This is a genomic window from Sphaerisporangium melleum (genome assembly GCF_014646695.1).
In the GTDB taxonomy this organism is placed as follows: domain Bacteria; phylum Actinomycetota; class Actinomycetes; order Streptosporangiales; family Streptosporangiaceae; genus Sphaerisporangium; species Sphaerisporangium melleum.
Genome location: NZ_BMNT01000013.1, coordinates 1 through 19,557, shown reverse-complemented (window position 1 = coordinate 19,557; position 19,557 = coordinate 1). Strand labels below are relative to the sequence as shown.

Genomic DNA, 19,557 nt, shown 5'->3' with positions numbered 1-19,557 from the left:
ATAAGCCCGCGCTGCGGCGATGTTAAGACGCGCCTAAGAGATCATCGCAGCGCGCCGGAGTCGGCGGGGGCGCCCAGGCGCAGGACGACCCGGGCGCCGCCGCCGGGGGCCGCGTCCAGGGTCAGGGAACCACCGGACGCCTCCGCCGTCCGCCGGGCGATGTCCAGGCCCAGCCCGGTCGAGCCCGCGCCGCTCCTGCCACGCTCCAGCGGGTGCCCGCTGCCGCCGAGCGGCCGGAAGCCCGGCCCGTGGTCGGCCACCACCAGCAGGGCCCCTCCCGGCTCGGGCGCCAGCCGCACCGAGAACGCGGCGCCCTCGGGGGTGTGGGCGAAGACGTTGCCGAGCAGGGCGTCCACGCAGGCGGACAGTTCGGCCGCGCTCACCGCGACCTCGAGCGGTCCCGGCGGCACGGCCACCTCGGCCGCCCGCCCCTGGTCCTCGGCCAGGACCGACCAGAACGCCACCCGCTCGGCCACCACCCGCGCCGCGTCGCAGCTCGCCTGCTCCCGCGACCGTCGCCGCACGTCCTGGATCACCGAGGTGACGGCCCGCTCCAGCGCGTCCACGCGGGTGCCCAGCCGGGCGGCCTCCTCCGGATCGGACAGCGACTCCGCCTCCAGCCGCAGCCCGGTCAGCGGGGTGCGCAGCCGGTGGGACAGGTCGGCGGCGCTCTCACGTTCCTCGGCCAGCAGGTCGCTGATCCGCCCGGCCAGATGGTCCAGCGCGAGACCGACGTCGCGCACCTCGGGCGGGCCGCCCGGCGTCGTGCGCGCCGTCAGGTCCCCGGCGGCGAGCCGGTGCGAGACCCGGGCCATCTCGCTCATCGGCCGGGTGAGCGCCAGGGCCAGGCGGTCCGCCACCCCGATGCCCACCCCGATGAGCGTCAGCCCGAGCACCAGCATGCCGAGCCACACCTCGCGGACCCCGCGGCGCAGGTCGTCCTCGCCGAGGAACGCGCGGACCACGGCCGTGCCCGCGGGCAGGCCCTGCACGGCGACCAGGACCTCCAAGCCGGACGGCGTCTCGGCGGTCAGGCTCTGCCCGCGTGCGGCCAGCTCCACGGCGGGCGAACGCGCGGCCCGGGCTCCCACGACCTGGCCGTCCGGCAGGAACACGGTGATCGCGTGGCCGCCGGCGGCCGAGGTGCGCTCGGCGGTCAGTGTGAGCCCGGCGGCGTCCGCGGTGCCCACCACCGCCGCCACGGACTGCGCCTCGGCCGTCGCCTGGGTGACCGCGCCGCTCTCGGCCAGCGCACGCACCAGCAGTGCCAGCGGCACCAGCAGGGCGATGAGGACGAGCGAGGTGGTCGCCGCCACCAGCAGCGCGAGCCAGCGCCTCATGACGGCGCGACCAGCTTGACCCCGACGCCGCGCACGGTCTGCAGGTAGCGGGGGTGCTGCGCGGTCTCGCCGAGCTTGCGGCGCAGCCAGGACAGGTGGACGTCCACGGTCTTGTCGGCCCCGCCGTAGGGCACCTGCCAGACCTCGGTGAGCAGCTCGCGCTTGGTGACCACCTGACCGGAGCGGACGGCCAGATAGTGCAGCAGGTCGAACTCGCGGGGGGTGAGCTCCAGGTGGTCGCCGGAAAGGACGGCCTCCCTGCTTCGCGGGTCCAGCCGCAGCTCGCCCACGGTCACCGAGGTGTCGGCGCGACCGTCCCCCGTGCGGCGCAGCACCGCGCGGACGCGCGCGTCGAGCTGGGCGGCGCTGAACGGCTTGACCACGTAGTCGTCCGCCCCCGCGTCCAGCAGGCGCACCATCTCGGCGTCGCCGTCCCGGGCGGTGGCCACGATCACCGGCACGCGGCTCACGGCACGGAGCATGCGCAGCATCTCGGTGCCGTCCAGGTCGGGCAGCCCGAGGTCGAGGACGACCAGGTCGGGACGCTCGGAGACGGCCAGGCGCAGGCCCTCCAGCGCGGTCGGGGCCGAGGACACCGCGTGAGCGCGGTCGCGCAGCCCGCGCATGAGAGCGGTGCGGATCGTCACGTCATCCTCGATGAGCAGGATGTTTGCCATGAGCCGTTACGCTAACCGGTCCGGAAGTGCTGGCATAAGAGCTCTTATGCGGCTCTTAACCCGGGCTTAGCTTTCCGGCAGCGAGGATCGTCCCACGCCGCCGGTGCCGCGCGAGGCGGACGGAGCCTCACCCACTCGGACGGGGGAGCGGCGGTGATCGCCGGGGCGGCCGGTTCGCGGACGCGGGTCAGGAAGGATCGGGTGGACATGCACACGTGCGTGACCGGGCCCGCACAGGGCGGTCATCCGCGGTGGGCGGCGTGTGAGCGGGCGGTCGCGACCGGGTGCCGGGCGACGCGGCGTCCTGCGGCGGTGGCGGCGTGAACCGCCGTCCGCTGCTGGTCGTGGGCGGCTGGCTGGTCGCCGTGCTGGTCGCCACGGGCGCCGGTGTCGTGGTGACGGCCTTCCTCGGGGACGCCGTCACCGGCTCGGTGAGCCGGGCTCTGTCGCCCGCCGACGTGCGTCGCTCGCTCGAGGCGTCCGCCCCCTCGCCGGGCACCGCCGGCTCGCCCGCGGCGCCGGCCTCTCCGACCGGGCCGGTGGGCCCGCCTCCCGCATCGCCCTCCCGGCCGGCGTCCTCCGGCACGCCCGGCGGAACGGGCGGAGCGGGCGGCAAGGAGACGGTGATCGCGGCCTCCGGGGGAGTGGTGGTGGCCCGGTGCGAGGGCGGCATGGTCACCCTGCGCTCGTGGACACCGGCCCAGGGGTACGAGGTCAAGGACGCCGAGCGCGGCCCCCGGGACAAGGTGCGTGTCCGCTTCCAAGGGCCATCGCGCAGCGAGGTCGAGGTGTGGTGCCGCGGAGATCGTCCCGCCTTCGCCGTCCGTAACGGCTGAACGGCCCGGACCGCCCGAGCGCCCCTGAACGTGCCTTCGGCCGGGGCGGATTCCGGATCGCGTTCCCCCGGGAAGGGGGGAGGACGTGCGATCTGTCCACAGCCCGCACCGAGTGGCCTCGCGTGCGGTGGGTGGTGCTCTAGGATCGGCCGACCGTAAAGCCTGAGTAAAGGACGGTAGGCGATGAGCGCGCGTAAGAGCACCGGTGACGCGGGGCAGGGCGATGGACGTGGCCGGCGGCTGGTGCTGCGCGGCGTCCTGCTCGCCGTGATCGCGTTCGTGGTCCTGGGATTCGTGGCCTCCGGCTGCAGCAAGGTGAGCACCGCGCCGGACGAGGTGCGGCTGCACTACGCGGGCGGCCCGTTCGAGGCGATCAAGTTCGAGAAGTGCATCAGTCCCTCCAGCGGTGCCACCTATCTCGGTCCGGGGGACACCTCCTACTCCTATCCGTTCGGGCAGCGCACCTTCGACTTCTCCGGCTCGCCGGACGCGGAGTCCAAGCCGATCCGGATCGTCTCCAAGGACAACGTCGAGATGGAGGTCGCGGGGTCGGCCACGTTCACGCTGAACACCTCCTGCCAGACGCTGCGCCGCTTCCACGAGAAGATCGGCCTGAAGTACGGGGCGTACTTCGGCGGCTCGGAGTCCTCCGACGGCTGGCGGCGCATGCTGAACTTCTACTTCAAGCAGCCGCTCGACCGGGCGATGGACGCCGCGTCCCAGGAGTTCGAGTGGAAGAAGCTGTTCAACGACCCTGATGCCAAGCAGCAGTGGGAGCAGCGGGTCGGGCAGCTCGCCCGGCAGTTCATCCGGGAGACCGCCGGGGAGGACTACTTCTGCCAGCCGAACTACGGGGGGTCCGGCGACTGCGGCGACGTGGTGCTGACCATTCAGAAGCCCGAGCCGCCGCAGACCCTGATCGACGCGCTCGCGGCCGAGCAGGCCGCCAAGCAGCAGAACCTCGCGCAGCAGCAGATCAACACCAAGGTGAAGACCGAGCTCGAGTCCATCCAGGACCTGGTCAGGGTGCTCGGACCGCAGGGGGCGATCTTGTGGAAGGCCATCCAGGACGGCAGGGTCCAGGTCGTGCCGGTGCCGCAGGGCGGCGCGATCAACATCACTCCGCAGTCACGCTGACCGCTCGGCCGCGTGCCGGTTTTGTGGAGTATGTCCAGAAAACGGCAAGCTTGGGGGCCCGGCGGGAGGCCGGTGGGCGAGGGTGCGAGTATGCCCCTATGGGGATCGCACCGCCACGGGGGGAGACGTGTGATGTCGAACCGCTATCGCTACCCTGATGGCGCCCCTTGCTGGCCTGAGCTGACGACGCACGACGTTCCCGGCGCCGTCCGCTTCTACCAGAAGGTCTTCGGCTGGCAGTGCCGAGATCTCGGGCCGCGCTACTGGAACTACACCATGTGCCTGGTCGACGACCAGCCGGTCGCGGCCATCACCCCGCCCGCGGTCGGGCTGGAGTCGGTGGAACCGGCGTGGAACACCTACCTGACCACCTCCGACGTCGAGGCCTCCGCCGTGCGGGTCGAGGCCTACGACGGCAAGCTGATCATCCTGCCCACCACGCTGCCCGAGGAGGGGCGCTTCGCCCTGGCCGCCGACCCGGAGGAGACGATCTTCGGGCTCTGGGAGCCCGGCACGCACGTCGGGTCCAGCCTGTACGGGGACGTCGGCGCGATGTGCTGGAACGAGGTCAACGCCAGGAACGCCCGGGTGACCGACACCTTCTACCACTCACTCTTCGGCTACCAGCAGCTCCAGGTGGGCGACGGCGTGGACTACGACTACGTGGTGTGGAAGGTCGGCGACGTGCCGGTCTGCGGACGCCTGCGGGTTCCGTACGAGGCCGAGTGGATTCCGCGCCACTGGGTGCTCTACCTGCGGGTGTTCGACTGTGCGGAGGCGATCGACCGCATTGTCAGAGGAGGCGGGTCGGTGCGCATCCCCATGTACGAGTCGCACAACGGGCCGGTCGCCGTGGTGGCCGACCCGTTCGGCGCGGAGTTCGCGCTCTGCCAGCACGCCAAGGGCGCCCACCCCGTCGGCGTCTCCCCGTTCGGTGGCCACTGACCCGCCCGTGCCCGTAAGGTCCGATCGGCCCCGCCGGGCCGTTCCGGACCATGGCGGGCGGACCGGGCCTGTCTTCCCCCGGGAGCGCGGACATCCGGGGTGAGGTCACTCGGCGGCGCCGGACGGACGGCCACGGCGCCTCGACCGCGACAAGACCATGCCTTCCGGTAATGGTATGTCGCCATCCTCCACATGCCTGACGACGGCCTCGGCCGATCTCTCCTGAGGCTTTCCAGGTCCCGCGCACGCGGATTTTCGCACCGATCGATCGTCCCGGGACGGGTCACCGCCTTGTCGGCACCCCTTCGCGTGAATCGGGTGCGTGCCCGCGGCCGGTCATCTCGCCCGGGGCGCGTCGCGACTCGGCGCGCGCGGGCGGTGAGCGGTCACCACCGCTCATATCTCCGCAGGCAAGCCGAGGGTCCGGCACGTGGCTTCGGGGCGGTCGGGATCGTCTGTGGAGCGGCGAGTGGACGATTCTCCGGTTCCGGCCACGCCGCCGTCCACTTCGCGGCGTCATACGTCTCGGGCTCTCTTGGCGCGTCGAGCCGGCCTTCTTCGAGCTGATTCTTTGGAAGATCGGCTGCCGGCCTCGATCTCTGTCGGCTGGATGAGTCCTCGGTCGCATCTTCGTGGAGGCCGGCCGCGCGATGCCGGAATTTTCGTGCGTTCTGTGAGGGCGTGCAAGTCGTTTTTCCAATGTCGGGTGTCCTCAGGGCAAGAGTCCGGAGAATAGGTGGATATTGCGCCGCCGCCGAATCCTGTGTAAGTGAGAGGTGGCTTTCCGTGGTGCCGGCGGAGGCCGCGCGATATGAAGATCATCGCTCGGCAAGTGCTCCAAATGATCACTTGTCTGAGGGTGTTTTCCCTGGTCAGAGAGGTAAGTGGTCGAGTGTGGCGGCATGAGTCGTCGGCGTGGAATTGCCTTATGGCGGCCGTGTGTCATTGATCACATGCTTTATGCGGAGAAGTGCCGCTATTGTCATCTCCGCCGCCGGTAGCGGAAAAAGACACTCATGGCGCAACGGAGAAGGTTATGGTGAACATGGACGAGAAGTTCGGCAATAGGCGGGTCTCGTGGCGGCGTGCGGTCGGGGCGGCGGCCGGGGCCGTCGCGGTGCTGGCCGCCGGCGCGGTGACAGCCGCGCCCGCCGGCGCCGAGCCGCGGGCCAGTGCGCATGGTCACGCGGTCACGGCGGTCACGGCCGGCTCGTTCGTGACGGCCGGCTCCTCAACGAATCGCTACTTCGAGGCTGTCCTTCTGGGCCGGAACGAGGTGCCCGAGCCCGGCAAGAAGGTCAATGACCGCGACGGCAAGGCGGTGGCCCGCTTCCGGATCAGTGGTAACCGGCTCTACTACATCGTCCAGTGGCGTAAGACCGGCAGGCCGACGGCCTTCCACATCCACCGGGGCAAGGCGGGGGTGAACGGTCCTGTGGTCATCAACCTGCTGTCCAGAGGCGACATTCGCGGCGACGTCGCGCGTGGTTCCGTCCAGGTCGGCGGCAGCCTGCTCAAGGACATCAAGAACCACCCCACGAAGTGGTACGCCAACCTGCACACCGCCCAGTTCCCCGACGGCGCGGTGCGCGGCCAACTGCACACGGGCAGGCGCTGGTAGGTCACCCGCCGACGATGTCGAGGATGTCGGGATGCTCCGCGAGGTCCTCCACATCCTCGTCATCAGCGGTCACCGGGAGCCGGCGGGCCGCGACGGATCATCGCAGAAAGCAGGGAAATGAATCTCAGGAACGGCTTGCGGTCACTCGTCCTCGCCTTGGCGGCCGGCGCGCTCGCGCTGACCGCGACACCCGTGGCGACCGCAGGAACCGCCTCCGCCTCGTCGGCAGGCAAGCCCACTACTTTGGCCGGCTTCATGAAGCCGAGCGACACGGCCCGCGCCACGGGGCCCATCTGTGACGACATGAAGATCAAGTCTTTGGGCAACGACCGTTTGCTCGCCCCTGAGCTGGACTACACCGGGTATGTGAAGGGCATGGTCCGCGCCCGGACGATCTCCGCGGGCGAGTGGGAGTGGTTCACGGTCTGCAAGCACGACGGCGGCTTCGAAACCATCCTCGCGTGGGCCGCCAACCGCTATCTGGCCGCCGAGCTGGATTACACGGGCGCCGACACCGGCATGCTCCGGGCACGCTCGACGTCGATCAGGGAATGGGAGAAGTTCGACATCCAGTGCCCGTCCTACTGCACCATCAGGTCTCTCGCCAACAACAAGTACGTGGCCGCCGAACTGGCCTACACGGGCTCCGGTTACGGCATGCTGCGGGCGCGCTCGACGTCGGTCGGGGCATGGGAGAAGTTCCAGTGATCGGCCGCGCCGCGGCGGGCGCCGTCTCTCGCCGTGCCGCCATCATGGGCGCGGGAGGCGCCGGACTGACGACCGCCCTGGCCGCCTGCGCCGGCGGCGGCCCCACCAGCGCCGGCACCGGCCCTTCTCCCTCCACACCCAGTGGAGACACCGCCACCCCCACCGCCACGCGGAGCGGCACCAGCCTCGCCAGGACCTCCGACATTCCCAAGGACGGTGGCAAGGTCTTCCCCGACCAGAAGATCGTCATCGTCCAGCCCAAGCCGGGCGGTTTCCGGGCCTTCAGCGCCGTCTGCACGCATCAGGGATGCATCGTGGACGACGTCTCCGCCGGGATGATCAACTGCCCGTGCCACGGCAGCATGTTCTGGCTCGACGGCAAGGTCATGAGCGGCCCGGCCACCAAGCCCCTGCCCGAGGTTCCGATCGAGGTCGACGGCGACACCATCCGGCTCGCCTGAACCGGACACGCCCCGGTCCGACGCGGCGAACGCGGCACGGCCACCGCCGGTCACATGGATGCGGCACCCCATATGATCACAGCGGTGGCCGTCCCGGGCCCGGCCTGGGGCGAGATCGGTGAACGTCCGTCACGGTCATGCGGCGTCGGTAGATTGGCCGATATGGGGAACGCCACGCTCGCCGACGCCGATCTCGTCCGCGAGGCCCGGTCGGGCGACGCCGGCTCGCTCGGCCTGTTGCTGGCCAGGCACCAGGCGGACATGCGGGCAGTGGCGCTGAGCATCCTCGGGCACAGCCCCGACGCCGAGGACGCGGTCCAGGAAGCCGTCCTGATCGTGCTGCGCCGCATCGGGGATCTCCGCGACCCCGATGCGGTGGGCCCATGGCTGCGGGCGATCGTTCGCAACGTCTGCCGGACGCAACTCCGCGCCAGGAGACCGATGCCCGCCGAGGCGCTCGTTCTCCCGCGCGAGGAGCCCGATCCGGCGGAACTGCTGGACCGCCACGCCCAGCGGGACTGGGTCTGGCACGCACTGGACGAGCTTTCGCCCCGGCTGCGTCTGGTCGCGATGTTGCGTTATTTCACCGAGGTCACCGCCTATGAACACATCGCGGAAGTGTGCGGGATCCCGACCGGCACGGTGCGGAGCCGGCTCAGCCAGGCGCGGGCCAAACTGTCCCAGGCGCTGCTGGCGACGGCGAGCCTGGCCCACGATGACGTGGCCGCCCAGGAAGCCAGGCGCCGCAGGCAAGCCGAGGAGACGCTGCGGGCCGCCCGGAGCGGCGCGTTCGCGGAGGCGCTGACGGAGCTCTGCGCGCCCACGGTGGAGATCACCATGGCGAAGGGCAAGCTCACACATGGCTTCGACCATCTGCTGGGGGCGATGGACCGTGATCTCGGCGCCGGCGTGCAGCAGCGCCTCGCCAACCTCGTGGTCGGCCGTGACGTGGTCATCTGGGAGAACGACCTCATCAACCCGCCCGACGATCCCTTCCACTGCCCGCCCACCGTCGTCTGGGTGAACTTCCTGCACGCAGACCGCGTCCGGAAGATCCGGCTGTTCCATCCACGTCCCGCCTAAAGTTCCTCGGGTTGACGGAGCCGGAAATCGAACTCTCCGCTTGAGCGGCGCATCTTGCCTGTGTCAGGTCCCAGGGGACGCACGCTTGCGCGGCCCCTGGGATGTCTCGCACGCATCCGGCAGGAGACATCGCCCATGCCCCCTCCGCACTCTCCCGACCTGCGCCGCCGAGCGGTCGAGCTCGCGCGTCGAGGCGACACATCGCTCCTTCGGCTCGCGAAGGACCTGAGAATCAGCCGCTCGTGCCTGCACACCTGGTTGAAGCAGGATGCCGCCGGCACCGGCGACCCGCCGACCGGCGAAACCAAGGAGAAGCTCGCCGAACTGCGCAGGCGGAACAAGCGACTGGAGACGGAGAACGACGTGCTCAGGCGGGTGGTCGAACTGACCCTGAGAAGGCGTTCCACCCAGATGATCTACTCGCTGATCCGTGAACTCGCCGCCGGCCGTGTCCCGGTCGCGGTGGCCTGCCGGCTGCTCCAGGTGTCCACATCGGGGTACTACGACTGGCTCGGGCGTCCCGAACCGCCGCGTGTGCTCCGCGACAGGGAACTCACCAAGATGATCCAGCGGATTCACGCCGACTCCGACGGCAGGTACGGTTCGCCGCGCGTCCACGCCGAGCTACGGTCGGATCTGGGCGAAGTGGTCAGTCGCAAGCGCGTCGAACGGCTCATGCGCGAAGCCGGCCTGCAGGGCGCGCACGGCTCGCCCTCGTCCGCGGTTCGGGATCGTGACGCGGCCCGATCCTTACCGTGATGCCCCCTGGGCGTGAGGTGTCGGACGCCGCGGGACGGCCCCGGCGTCAGAGGGCGGGAAAGACCTCGCGCCCGAAGTCGGCGGCGATCTTCCGCATGCCTTCGGCCAGCTCGTCACGGTCCAGTGCCTCGATGCGCTCCACCGGTCCCGAGATCGACATGCCCGCGATCACCCGGCTCCCGTCCCGCACCGGCACCGCAAGGCAGTGGACGCCGATCTCCTCCTCGCCGGAGTCCATCGCGTACCCCCGCGACCGCACGGCGTCCAGCTCGGCCAGCACCGCCTCCACCGTCGTGATCGTGTGCTCGGTGCGGCGGGGCAGGCCCGTGCGCGCCAGGACGTCGGCCGCGTCCGGCCGGTCCGCCAGCAGCACCTTGCCCACCGCCGTGCTGTGCGGCGGCACCCGCCGGCCCACCTCGGCGAACATCCGCAGCCGGCGGGGGGAGGCCGCCTGCGCCACGTAGACCACGTAGTCGCCCTCCAGCACGGCGAGGTTGGCCGTCTCGCCGGACAGCGCGACCATCTTCTCCAGGTACGGCTGCGCCCACACGCCGACCATGCGCTCGGCGGCCCCGCCGAGCCGCATCAGCGCTCCGCCCAGCGCGTACCTGCGGTCGGACTCCTGCCGTACGTAGCCACGGCTGAGCAGGGCCTGCAACAGCCGGTGGATGGTGCCGTACGGCAGCCCCGTGCGCGCCGCGATCTCCGTCAGCCCGGCCTCGCCCCCGCCCTCCGCCAGCGCCTCCAGCACGTCCAGCGCCCGATCGACGCTCTGCACGGCACTCATCGCGGCCGTTCCGTGCCGGTGAGGACGGTGGGCGGCAGGCCGCGGAGCGAGGCGTCCAGGACCTCTGCGGTGTGGGCCACCCGGACGCGCTCGCCGCGCCTGCGGGCTGCGGCGGCGATCTGCATCGTGCAGCCGGGGTTGGCCGACACCAGCAGGTCGGCGCCGGCGGCGAGCACGTGGGCGGCCTTGCGGTCGCCGAGCTCGCGCGCCGCGACCGGCTGGAACAGGTTGTAGGTGCCGGCGGAGCCGCAGCACATCGCGGCGTCCGCGATCTCGCGCAGCCGCAGCTCCGGGATCGCGGCCAGCAGCGCCCGGGGCTGCGCACGTATGCCCTGGGCGTGCGCGAGATGGCAGGCGTCGTGGTAGGCGACGCTGATCGGCAGCGGGTGCCGCTCGGCGCGCGGGCCCAGCTCCGCCACGTACTCCGAAAGGTCCACGAAGCGCAGCGTCCGCGCCCGCGCCGCCCAGCCCGGGTCCCCGGCGAGCAGATCGGCGTACTCCTTGGTGCTCGACCCGCACCCGGCCGCGTTCACCACCACCGTGTCCACCCCGGCCCGCTCGAAGGTCGCGATCGTCCGGCGGGCGAACCGCGCGGCCTCCTCGGGCCGGCCCGAATGCACCGACAGCGCGCCGCAACAGCCCTGCCCGGGCGGGACGATCACCTCGCAGCCCTCCATCGCCAGCACGCGCACGGTCGCGGCGTTGACCCGGGGGAAGAACTCGCCCTGGACGCACCCGGTCAGCACCCCGACCGTCGCCCGGCGCGCACCGCGCGCCGGCACCCGCTCCGGCAGGCGCACCCGGTGACGGGGGACCGGCGGCGCCAGTTCGGCCATCGCGGCCAGCCGCGGGTCGAGCCGTTCGAGCATGGGCAGCACCCGGGGGAGCAGGCCCCGGCCGAGCTGCAGCGGCAGGCGCAGCGCGCGCAGCCGGCCGGGATGGGGGAACAGCGCGAAGACCAGCGCGCGGAAGGCACGGTCGGCGCGCGAGCGCGGGTGGACCCGCTCCACCTCGGCCCGCGCCGATTCGATCAGCCGGTCGTACCGCACCCCGGAGGGGCAGGCCGTCACGCAGGCCATGCAGCCGAGGCACGCGTCGAAGTGGCCGGCCATCTCGGGGGTGAGCGGCGTGCCCTCGACGTACTGCTTCATCAGGTGGATGCGCCCGCGCGGGGAGTCCATCTCCTCGCCCCACAGCTCGTAGGTGGGGCAGGTGGGCAGGCAGAACCCGCAGTGGACACAGTCGTCGATCAGCTCGGGGTTCACGGCCATCGGCTCCTCACGTGCGCTCCCCCTCCCCTTGCGTCCCGGGCCCCTCCGGCGGTGCGGGATGCCCGGCGGGCACCGATTCTCCGCGCGGTGCTCGGTCCCCTGATGGCGCGGGGTCTTCCAGCGCCGGCCCGGGCCGGGCGCTCGCGGGCAGCCGTCCGGGCGACAGACGGTCGTCCGGGTCGAAGCGTTCCTTGACCCGCCGCATCAACGTGGCGGCCCCGGACGGTCCGAAGCGGTCCAGCCGGGCGGCGGCGTCCGCCGGTGCGGTCCACACCACCAGTCTGCCGCCGTGCGCGCCGAGCCCGGAACGCAGCGCGGACACGAACGCCTCCGCCCGGGCCGGCGCGGCGTCCGCCGGGAGCGCCAGGTGCAGCACGGCCGAGGCGGCCGACCCGCGCAGATGCACGGGAAGGTCTCCGGCCTCCCGCGCCGCGCGGGACACCGCGGCCAGCGCCGGGACGGCGCCCGCGGGGCGTACGCGCAGCTCCAGCAGGAACTCCTCGCCGGGCGCCCGGCCCCACCACGGCGGCGGCTCCGGGCCCGTCACCGCCGCCGGGCCGAGCAGCGCGCGGGCGGCCTCGGCTCGTCCGGCCGCCGCCACGCCCTCGAACAGCGCGGCGAGGGTCAGCGGCCCGCCGGCGCTCGGCCGGTCGACCTCGACGGCGCTCGGCTCGGTCTGCGAGCCGGCCAGGGCGGCGAGGTCGGGCAGGTCCGCCGGGCCGGGCACGGTGACGGTGATCCACGCCCGCGCGGCGGGCAGCGGGTGCAGGCGGAAGGTGGCCTCGGTGATGACGCCGAGCGTGCCGAGCGAACCGGTGAACAGCTTGCCCAGGTCGTAGCCGGCGACGTTCTTGACGACCTTGCCGCCCGAGCGGGCGATCGTCCCGTCGGCCAGGACGACCGTGATGCCGATCAGCAGGTCGCGCGCCGTGCCGTACCGCAGCCTGCGGGGGCCCGCGGTGGCGGTGGCCAGCGTGCCGCCGACGGTGGCGCCCTCGACCGGGACGTCCAGGGCGAGCTCCTGCCCGGCGGCGGCCAGGGTGGCGGCGAGCGCCTCGGTCCGCACGCCGGCCTCCACCCGGGCGACCAGGTCACCCGCGGCGTGCTCCAGCACGTGGTCCATGCGGCGGGTGGTCAGCAGCAGGTCGCACCGCTCGGGCGGCGGACCCCAGCCGAGCTTGGAGCCCCCGCCCGCCGGGACCACGGCGAGGTCGTGCTCAGTGGCGGCCCGCATGAGGGCCGAGACCTGCTCGGTGGACTCCGGCAGGGCGACCCAGCGGGGCGTGAGCCGGCCGAGACCGGCCGCGCGGGTGTCCGGGTCGTCAGGGGTGGCGGCGCGGACGGTCGCGCCGGTCGCGGCCAGGGCCTCCTCGGGGGGAAGGGCCATCAGAACAACTCCGCCTCTCCGGAGGCCACCAGCGGGTGCACGCCCTTCCGCACGCCGGGGACCTCGCCGCACAGGCGGGGGGTGGGGAAGATCTTGCCGGGGTTGGAGAGGTTCGCCGGATCGAAGGCGCACCGGACGAGCTGCATGGTGTCCAGGTCCTCCGGCGAGAACATCTTCGTCATATGGCGGGACTTGTCGACTCCGACCCCGTGCTCCCCGGTGATCGACCCGCCGTGCTCGAGGCACAGGTCGAGGATCTCCCCGGACACCCGCTCGGCGCGCTCGCCCGCGCCCTCCTCGGCGTCGTCGAACAGCACGAGCGGGTGCAGGTTGCCGTCCCCGGCGTGGAACACGTTGGCCACCCGGATGCCGTACCGCCGGGACAGCCGCTCGATGCCGGCGAGCACCTCGGGCAGGGCCGTACGCGGCACCACGCCGTCCTGCACCAGGTAGGCGGGGCTGATCCGGCCGACCGCCGCGAACGCCGACCTGCGCCCCCGCCAGATCGCCTCCCGCTCGGCCACGTCGTCGGCGACGCGCAACTCGGTCGCGCCGCTCTCGCGGCAGATGCGCTCCACCTCGGCGAACTGGTGGGCGACCTCGGCGCCCGGCCCGTCCAGCTCGACGATCAGCACGGCGCCCGCGCCGGCGGGGTACTCGCAGTGCACCGCCGCCTCGGCGGCCTCGATGGCGAGCGCGTCCATCATCTCGATCGCCGCGGGCACGATGCCCGCGCCGATGATCGCCGACACCGCCCGCCCGCCGGCCTCCACGGAGACGAACGCGGCCAGCAGTGTGGTCACCGTCTCCGGCAGCCGCGACAGCCGCACAGTGATCTTGGTGGCGATGCCGAGCGTGCCCTCGGAGCCGATGAAGGCGCCGAGCAGGTCGTAACCCGGGTCCATCGCGTCCAGCTCGACGATCTCGCCGTCCGGGGCGACCATCTCGATCGCCAGGACATGGTTGACCGTGAAGCCGTACTTCAGGCAGTGCGCGCCGCCGGAGTTCTCGGCGACGTTGCCGCCGATCGAGCAGACCTGCCGGCTGGAGGGATCGGGCGCGTAGTAGTAGCCGTACGGGCGCGCGGCCTCGCTGATCGCGAGGTTGGTCACGCCCGGCTCCACGACGGATAGCCGGTTCCCGATGTCGATCTCGATGATCCTTCGCATGCGCGAGGTCACGATCAGCACCCCGTCGGCGCGGGGGAGGGCCCCGCCGGACAGGCCGGTGCCCGAGCCGCGCGCCACGAACGGCGTGCCCGTCCGGGTGCACAGCCGCACCACCGCCGCGACCTGCTCGGCGGTCTCCGGCAGCACGACGACGCCCGGGGTAGCGCGGTGGTAGGTCAGGCCGTCGGACTCGTAGGTGCGCAACCGCACCGGATCGGTGATGACCGCCTCGGCTCCCAGGATCGCGGTCAGCCCGCCCACCAGGCCGGAGACGCGCCCGGACGGGCCTGCGGATGCCGATACCGGTGTCATGGCATGCGGGCGTACGCCGGAAGAGTCAGGAACTCGGCGAAGTCGTCGTCCAGGGCGACCTCCGTGAACAGCTCCGCGGCCTGGCCGTACAACGAGGCGTCGAAACCGGGCTCCTGGCGGATCTTGTCCAGTTCCTCGGCGATGATGCGCCCGACCAGCTCCTTGGTCACCACCTCGCCGGTGTCGGCCAGCTCGATGTCGTTGTGCACCCACTGCCAGATCTGCGAGCGCGAGATCTCGGCGGTGGCGGCGTCCTCCATCAGGTTGTGGATGCCCACGGCGCCGCTGCCGCCCATCCAGGCGGCCAGGTAGCGCAGCGCGACGTCGATGTTGTTGCGCAACCCCGCCTCGGTGATCTCACCCGGCGTCTTCGACACCGCCAGCAGATCGGCCGCCGAGACCGACACGTCCTCGCGGAGCCGGTCGAGCTGGTTGGGCCGCTCGCCCAGAACGGAGTCGAAGACCTCCCCGCAGATCGGCACCAGGTCGGGGTGGGCCACCCAGGACCCGTCGAAGCCGTCACCCGACTCGCGCGTCTTGTCCGCACGGACCTTCTCCAGGGCGACCTTGTTCACCTCGGGGTCGCGGCGCGAGGGGATGAACGCCGCCATGCCGCCGATCGCGTGCGCGCCGCGCTTGTGGCAGGTGCGCACCAGCAGCTCGGTGTAGGCGCGCATGAACGGAGCGGTCATGGTCACGGCGTTGCGCTCGGGCAGCAGGAACTCCCGGCCGCGGGTACGGAACTTCTTGATCACGCTGAACAGGTAGTCCCAGCGTCCGGCGTTCAGGCCCGCCGAATGATCGCGCAGCTCGTAGAGGATCTCCTCCATCTCGAACGCGGCCGGGTAGGTCTCGATGAGCACCGTCGCCCTGATCGTGCCGTACGGGATGCCGAGCAGCTCCTGGGCGCGGGTGAACACGTCGTTCCAGAGGCGCGCCTCCAGATGCGACTCGATCTTCGGCAGGTAGAAGTACGGGCCCTTGCCCTTGTCGAGCTGCCGCCGCGCGCAGTGGAAGAAGTACAGCCCGAAGTCGAAGATCGAGGCGGAGAACGGCTCGCCGTCCACCAGCACGTGCTTCTCGGTCAGGTGCCAGCCGCGCGGGCGGACCACGATCGTGGCCAGTTCCTCGTCGGGGCGCAGGGCGTACGTCTTGCCGCCGGCCTCGAAGTCGATCGTGCGGTCGAGCGCGTCGCGCAGGTTGAGCTGGCCGCCCACGACGTTCTCCCAGAGGGGGGAGTTGGCGTCCTCGAAGTCCGCGAGCCAGACCTTGGCACCGGAGTTCAGCGCGTTGATCGTCATCTTGCGGTCGACCGGCCCGGTGATCTCGACCCGGCGGTCCACCAGGCCGGGGGCCGGGGCGGCCACCCGCCAGGAGTCGTCCTCGCGAACGGAGCCGGTCTCGGACGGGAAGTCCAGCGTGCCACCCGCCGAGAGCTCGGCCTGGCGGGCCTGCCTGGCCGAGAGCAGCTCGCGCCGCCGCCCCTCGAACTCGCGCTGGAGGGTGGCCACGAAGCGCAGCGCCTCGGGGGTGAGGATCTCGTCGAAGCGGTCCCGGGACGGACCGGTGATCTCAACGCCTTCCATGGCCATCCTTTCCACGACCTGGCTCCCGCGCGTCACGCCGCGGCTCCTGCCGGCCGCCGGACGCCCGCCGGAGTTCCGGGTGGCAATCTTTTCCGGGAAGCGGAAAACAATTTCTGGATTGTGGAATCGAGGCTACTCGACCGCCGACTCGGGGGTCAACGCCGGGTCCGGCTGGGGGATCGCCAAGGGTCGGCTCCGGGGGTTCCCCGATGGGCGCGACGGCCGCCACCGGCCAACCTTGGAACCATGAACACGCCGACCACCATGACCGACCCCTTCCCCGGTGCCCGCTCCGCACGCGCCCGGACCCGCCCGGGACGCGTACTGGCCGCAGCAGCCCTGTTGGGGGGCGGACTGCTGCTCACGGCCTGCGGCGTCACCGACCTCGCCTCCCCGGCGAAGGAGGAGACGAGCGCCTACGACGTGGACACCAAGGTCCCGGTGCTGCGCGTCGACGCCGGCGCGGGTGACATCCGGGTCACCGAGTCCGACCGTGCCGCGTTCCACGTGACCGAGAAGCTGTACTGGCGAAACGACAAACCGGTCACCGAGCACCCCGTCCAGGGGGACACCCTCCACCTCGGCTACACCTGCCCCCGCTCGGGATGGAGCTGCGGGGTCGACTACACGATCGAGGTGCCGCGCGGCGTCCGGGTGTCGGTGAAGACCGGCTCTGGGGACGTCACCCTGCGGGAGGTGTCGGGGGGCCTGGACGTCGAGGCGGGGTCGGGCACCATCGACGCGCGCGGGCTCAGCGGCGGCCAGGCGGTCGCCCGCACCGGGTCCGGCGACGTCGAGCTGCGCTTCACCGGCACCCCTGACAAGGTCGAGGTGCGCACCGGGTCGGGCACCGGCGTGGTCCACGTGCCCGACGGGGCCTACGCCGTCACCGCCGAGACCGGTTCGGGTGAGCGGAAGATCGCCGTCACCGACGACGACTCCTCGCCGCGCACCATCGTGGTCAGGAGCGGGTCGGGCGACGCCCAGGTCCTGCCCTCCTGATCCGGCAGGCCCGTGAGGCGGCGTCCCGCCATCCGGCCGCCACGCCGATAACCAGGTGAATCACCGGCGCTGGACATGGCACGATGCGGGGGAAGACAGCGGCGGGGTCCCCGTGTTGAACTATGCGGGACGGTCACCGCCGACGGTGACCCACGAGCGCGCAAGGAGCGCACCATAGCCACACAGAAGACGTTCATCTACGACGAGTCCATCGAAGACCTCGCCACCGGTGACTACGACCTCGAGGAACGTCAGGCGCTGCGGCGTGTGGCAGGCCTGTCGACCGAGCTCGAAGACATCACCGAAGTCGAATACCGGCAACTCCGGCTGGAGCGGGTGGTCCTGGTCGGCGTCTGGACGAGCGGCACCGCCGCCGACGCCGAGAACTCCCTGACCGAGCTCAAGCTCCTCGCCGAGACCGCGGGCTCGCAGGTCCTGGAAGGGCTCATCCAGCGGCGCCAGCGCCCCGACCCCGCGACCTACATCGGGTCCGGCAAGGCGGTGGAGCTGCGCGACATCGTCGCCTCCACCGGCGCCGACACCGTCATCTGCGACGGTGAGCTGACCCCCGGCCAGCTCCGGCAGCTCGAGGACATCGTCAAGGTCAAGGTCATCGACCGTACCGCGCTGATCCTCGACATCTTCGCCCAGCACGCCAAGAGCCGCGAGGGCAAGGCCCAGGTCGAGCTGGCCCAGCTCAGCTATCTGCTGCCGCGCCTGCGCGGCTGGGGTGGCAACCTGTCGCGCCAGGTCGGCGGCCGGGCGGCGGGTGGCGTCGGCATCGGTGGCCGCGGCCCCGGTGAGACCAAGATCGAGCTGGACCGCCGGCGCATCCGCGAGCGCATGGCCAAGCTGCGCCGGCAGATCAGCGGCATGTCCACCGCGCGCGAGACCATGCGGGCGGGCAGGACGCGGCGCGAGGTTCCCGCGGTGGCCATCGCGGGCTACACCAACGCCGGCAAGTCGTCACTGCTGAACCGCCTCACCGGTGCCGGGGTGCTGGTGGAGGACGCACTGTTCGCGACGCTGGACCCGACCGTCCGCCGGGCCCGCACGCCCGAGGGCAGGCTGTTCACGCTGGCCGACACCGTGGGGTTCGTCCGGCACCTGCCGCACCAGCTCGTCGAGGCCTTCCGCTCCACGCTGGAGGAGGTCGGCGAGGCCGACCTGATCCTGCACGTCGTGGACGGCTCGCACCCCGATCCGGAGTCCCAGATCGCCGCGGTTCGCGAGGTGTTCGCCGACATCGAGGGGGCGCGGGACATCCCTGAGATCGTGGTGGTCAACAAGGCCGACGCCGCCGACCCGGTGGTCCTGACCCGGCTGGCCACCCGCGAGCGCCACAGTGTGGTCGTCTCGGCCCGCACCGGCGCCGGCATCGAAGAGCTGCTCCAGGTGATCGAGCGCGAGCTGCCCCGGCTCGATCACGAGGTGCGGGTGCTCGTCCCGTACGAGCGAGGCGACCTCGTCGCCCGCGCGCACAAGGAGGGCGAGGTGCGGTCGATCCACCACACCGGCGACGGCACCGTCCTGCACGCGCACGTCCCGGCCGGGCTGTTCGCCGAGCTCGAACGCACCGCCAAGCCGGTCGAGATCGTGTGATGTCGTCGGTCGGGGGCCGGTGGCCCCCGACCGACGGCTCACGGCGCCGGGTGCGGCGCACTCGGCCCGCTGATTTTTCCGATTCCCCGGCGCAGGGTGATCGTTCCTGGTATTTTCTTGACCGGTCAACGGTGGCCTGGGGGTCGGCGAGCCGGGCCGGTGCGCTGGGGAGGGCTTGGCGCGGTGGTCCCGATGGCTCTGGCCGCAGTGCGATCGCTGACCGTTCAGCCGTCCAGGGGGAGGCGGAAGGCAACGGTGCAAATCAGGACAGAGCACCTCAAGCGACACAAAGCGCGACAGTGTCCAGAAAACTCGCAAAGGCGCAGTTAGTTCGCTGTGGCCCGCGAGGCTTGATTATTGCTACGATAAGGGCACCCTGACAAGACATTCTGGCGCTGGTTTCGCATGATGACGCGTGTGACTGCTGCTACAGCAGGGGCTGGATCGGCGCCAGGGTTCCCGGGGACGGATTTCCGACGAGCCGGGGTGTGCGGCGCCTCCGCGTGCCACAGGGGAGTTGAACTGGCGTTCTTCGCAATAACCCTGTACACCGGACCGACCTGTGAAATAACGTAACTGAACTGAAATCGCCCGACCAAGATCCGGGCGATACCGTCATCGCACACCAGTGCGGATGAGATCAGGAGACCCCCCAATGACGTCCGGAAACGGAGCGGACCCAGCGGGCGTGGCGCCCGGCGGCACCTGGGCTCCGGCGGCGTTCCCGGGCGCTTCCGAGGCCCTTGGCCGGGCGGTGATGCCATGACGGTGCGGCTTCTCACGAACATCGGCCGGCTCTGGACCGGCAATGACGTCTGCAGCAATGCCGCGATCCTGGTCCACAACGACCGCATCGCGTGGGTCGGCCGTGCGG

The 19,557-nt window shown here is 71.6% G+C and carries 18 protein-coding genes; 10 read left to right on the top strand and 8 right to left on the bottom strand.

The window, feature by feature from the left end:
• Positions 1-41 precede the first annotated feature (41 nt).
• Entirely contained in the window at positions 42-1,340 is a 1,299-nt protein-coding gene (locus tag IEY93_RS13095) for a sensor histidine kinase (protein WP_189163305.1), read from the bottom strand.
• Complete coding sequence (locus IEY93_RS13090; RefSeq protein WP_189163304.1) at positions 1,337-2,017, bottom strand: response regulator transcription factor; 681 nt, start codon at positions 2,015-2,017, stop codon at positions 1,337-1,339. The genes IEY93_RS13095 and IEY93_RS13090 overlap by 4 nt, the downstream gene beginning before the upstream one ends.
• A gap of 320 nt (positions 2,018-2,337) precedes the next feature.
• On the opposite strand from IEY93_RS13090, the gene IEY93_RS13085 reads away from it, so the two are divergent.
• The 4 genes from IEY93_RS13085 (at position 2,338) to IEY93_RS13070 (ending at position 6,556) form a co-directional block, all read left to right on the top strand.
• Positions 2,338-2,853: a septum formation initiator gene (locus IEY93_RS13085; protein WP_189163303.1), complete on the top strand. Its 516-nt coding sequence runs from the start codon at positions 2,338-2,340 to the stop codon at positions 2,851-2,853.
• Between the two features lie 183 nt (positions 2,854-3,036).
• The gene (locus IEY93_RS13080; RefSeq protein WP_189163302.1) at positions 3,037-3,990 is read left to right on the top strand and encodes an SPFH domain-containing protein; all 954 of its coding nucleotides are present in this window, start codon (positions 3,037-3,039) and stop codon (positions 3,988-3,990) included.
• A 132-nt stretch (positions 3,991-4,122) separates the two neighbouring features.
• On the top strand, positions 4,123-4,935 hold the full coding sequence (locus tag IEY93_RS13075; RefSeq protein ID WP_189163301.1) for a VOC family protein: 813 nt from the start codon (positions 4,123-4,125) through the stop codon (positions 4,933-4,935).
• Positions 4,936-5,971: 1,036 nt separating this feature from the next.
• Positions 5,972-6,556: a CHRD domain-containing protein gene (locus IEY93_RS13070; protein WP_189163300.1), complete on the top strand. Its 585-nt coding sequence runs from the start codon at positions 5,972-5,974 to the stop codon at positions 6,554-6,556.
• Between the two features lie 62 nt (positions 6,557-6,618).
• Here IEY93_RS13070 and IEY93_RS13065 read toward each other — a convergent pair whose 3' ends face one another.
• A complete protein-coding gene (locus tag IEY93_RS13065; protein WP_189163299.1) occupies positions 6,619-6,861 on the bottom strand; it encodes a hypothetical protein in 243 nt (80 codons plus the stop codon).
• On the opposite strand from IEY93_RS13065, the gene IEY93_RS13060 reads away from it, so the two are divergent.
• From IEY93_RS13060 to IEY93_RS13045, 4 genes are all read left to right on the top strand, one after another.
• On the top strand, positions 6,860-7,264 hold the full coding sequence (locus IEY93_RS13060; RefSeq protein ID WP_189163298.1) for a fascin domain-containing protein: 405 nt from the start codon (positions 6,860-6,862) through the stop codon (positions 7,262-7,264). The two genes, IEY93_RS13065 and IEY93_RS13060, sit on opposite strands and share 2 nt — an antisense overlap.
• Positions 7,246-7,725, top strand: a complete 480-nt coding sequence (locus IEY93_RS13055) for a QcrA and Rieske domain-containing protein (RefSeq protein ID WP_189163297.1) — start codon at positions 7,246-7,248, stop codon at positions 7,723-7,725. Before IEY93_RS13060 ends, IEY93_RS13055 begins: the two co-directional genes overlap by 19 nt.
• 162 nt (positions 7,726-7,887) lie before the next feature.
• A complete protein-coding gene (locus IEY93_RS13050) occupies positions 7,888-8,808 on the top strand; it encodes an RNA polymerase sigma factor (RefSeq protein WP_189163296.1) in 921 nt (306 codons plus the stop codon).
• Between the two features lie 135 nt (positions 8,809-8,943).
• Positions 8,944-9,567, top strand: coding sequence for an IS3 family transposase (locus tag IEY93_RS13045; RefSeq protein WP_189163295.1), 624 nt, complete (start codon positions 8,944-8,946; stop codon positions 9,565-9,567).
• 46 nt (positions 9,568-9,613) lie between these two features.
• Here IEY93_RS13045 and IEY93_RS13040 read toward each other — a convergent pair whose 3' ends face one another.
• From IEY93_RS13040 to aceB, 5 genes are read right to left on the bottom strand one after another with little or no spacing between them, the layout of a single operon-like run.
• Complete coding sequence (locus IEY93_RS13040) at positions 9,614-10,354, bottom strand: IclR family transcriptional regulator (protein ID WP_189163294.1); 741 nt, start codon at positions 10,352-10,354, stop codon at positions 9,614-9,616.
• Positions 10,351-11,625, bottom strand: coding sequence for a (Fe-S)-binding protein (locus tag IEY93_RS13035; RefSeq protein ID WP_189163293.1), 1,275 nt, complete (start codon positions 11,623-11,625; stop codon positions 10,351-10,353). Before IEY93_RS13035 ends, IEY93_RS13040 begins: the two co-directional genes overlap by 4 nt.
• Positions 11,626-11,632: 7 nt before the next feature.
• Complete coding sequence (locus IEY93_RS13030) at positions 11,633-13,012, bottom strand: FAD-binding oxidoreductase (RefSeq protein ID WP_189163292.1); 1,380 nt, start codon at positions 13,010-13,012, stop codon at positions 11,633-11,635.
• Entirely contained in the window at positions 13,012-14,493 is a 1,482-nt protein-coding gene (locus IEY93_RS13025; protein ID WP_189163291.1) for an FAD-linked oxidase C-terminal domain-containing protein, read from the bottom strand. Before IEY93_RS13025 ends, IEY93_RS13030 begins: the two co-directional genes overlap by 1 nt.
• The gene (aceB, locus tag IEY93_RS13020; RefSeq protein WP_372444432.1) at positions 14,490-16,085 is read right to left on the bottom strand and encodes a malate synthase A; all 1,596 of its coding nucleotides are present in this window, start codon (positions 16,083-16,085) and stop codon (positions 14,490-14,492) included. Before aceB ends, IEY93_RS13025 begins: the two co-directional genes overlap by 4 nt.
• A gap of 240 nt (positions 16,086-16,325) precedes the next feature.
• Between aceB and IEY93_RS13015 the strand changes: the two genes are divergently transcribed.
• Entirely contained in the window at positions 16,326-17,081 is a 756-nt protein-coding gene (locus tag IEY93_RS13015; protein WP_189163289.1) for a DUF4097 family beta strand repeat-containing protein, read from the top strand.
• Positions 17,082-17,156: 75 nt separating this feature from the next.
• Positions 17,157-18,683 carry a GTPase HflX gene (gene hflX / locus IEY93_RS13010; protein ID WP_189163288.1) on the top strand — a complete coding sequence of 509 codons (1,527 nt, stop codon included), beginning with the start codon at positions 17,157-17,159 and terminating at the stop codon, positions 18,681-18,683.
• Positions 18,684-19,557 lie beyond the last annotated feature (874 nt).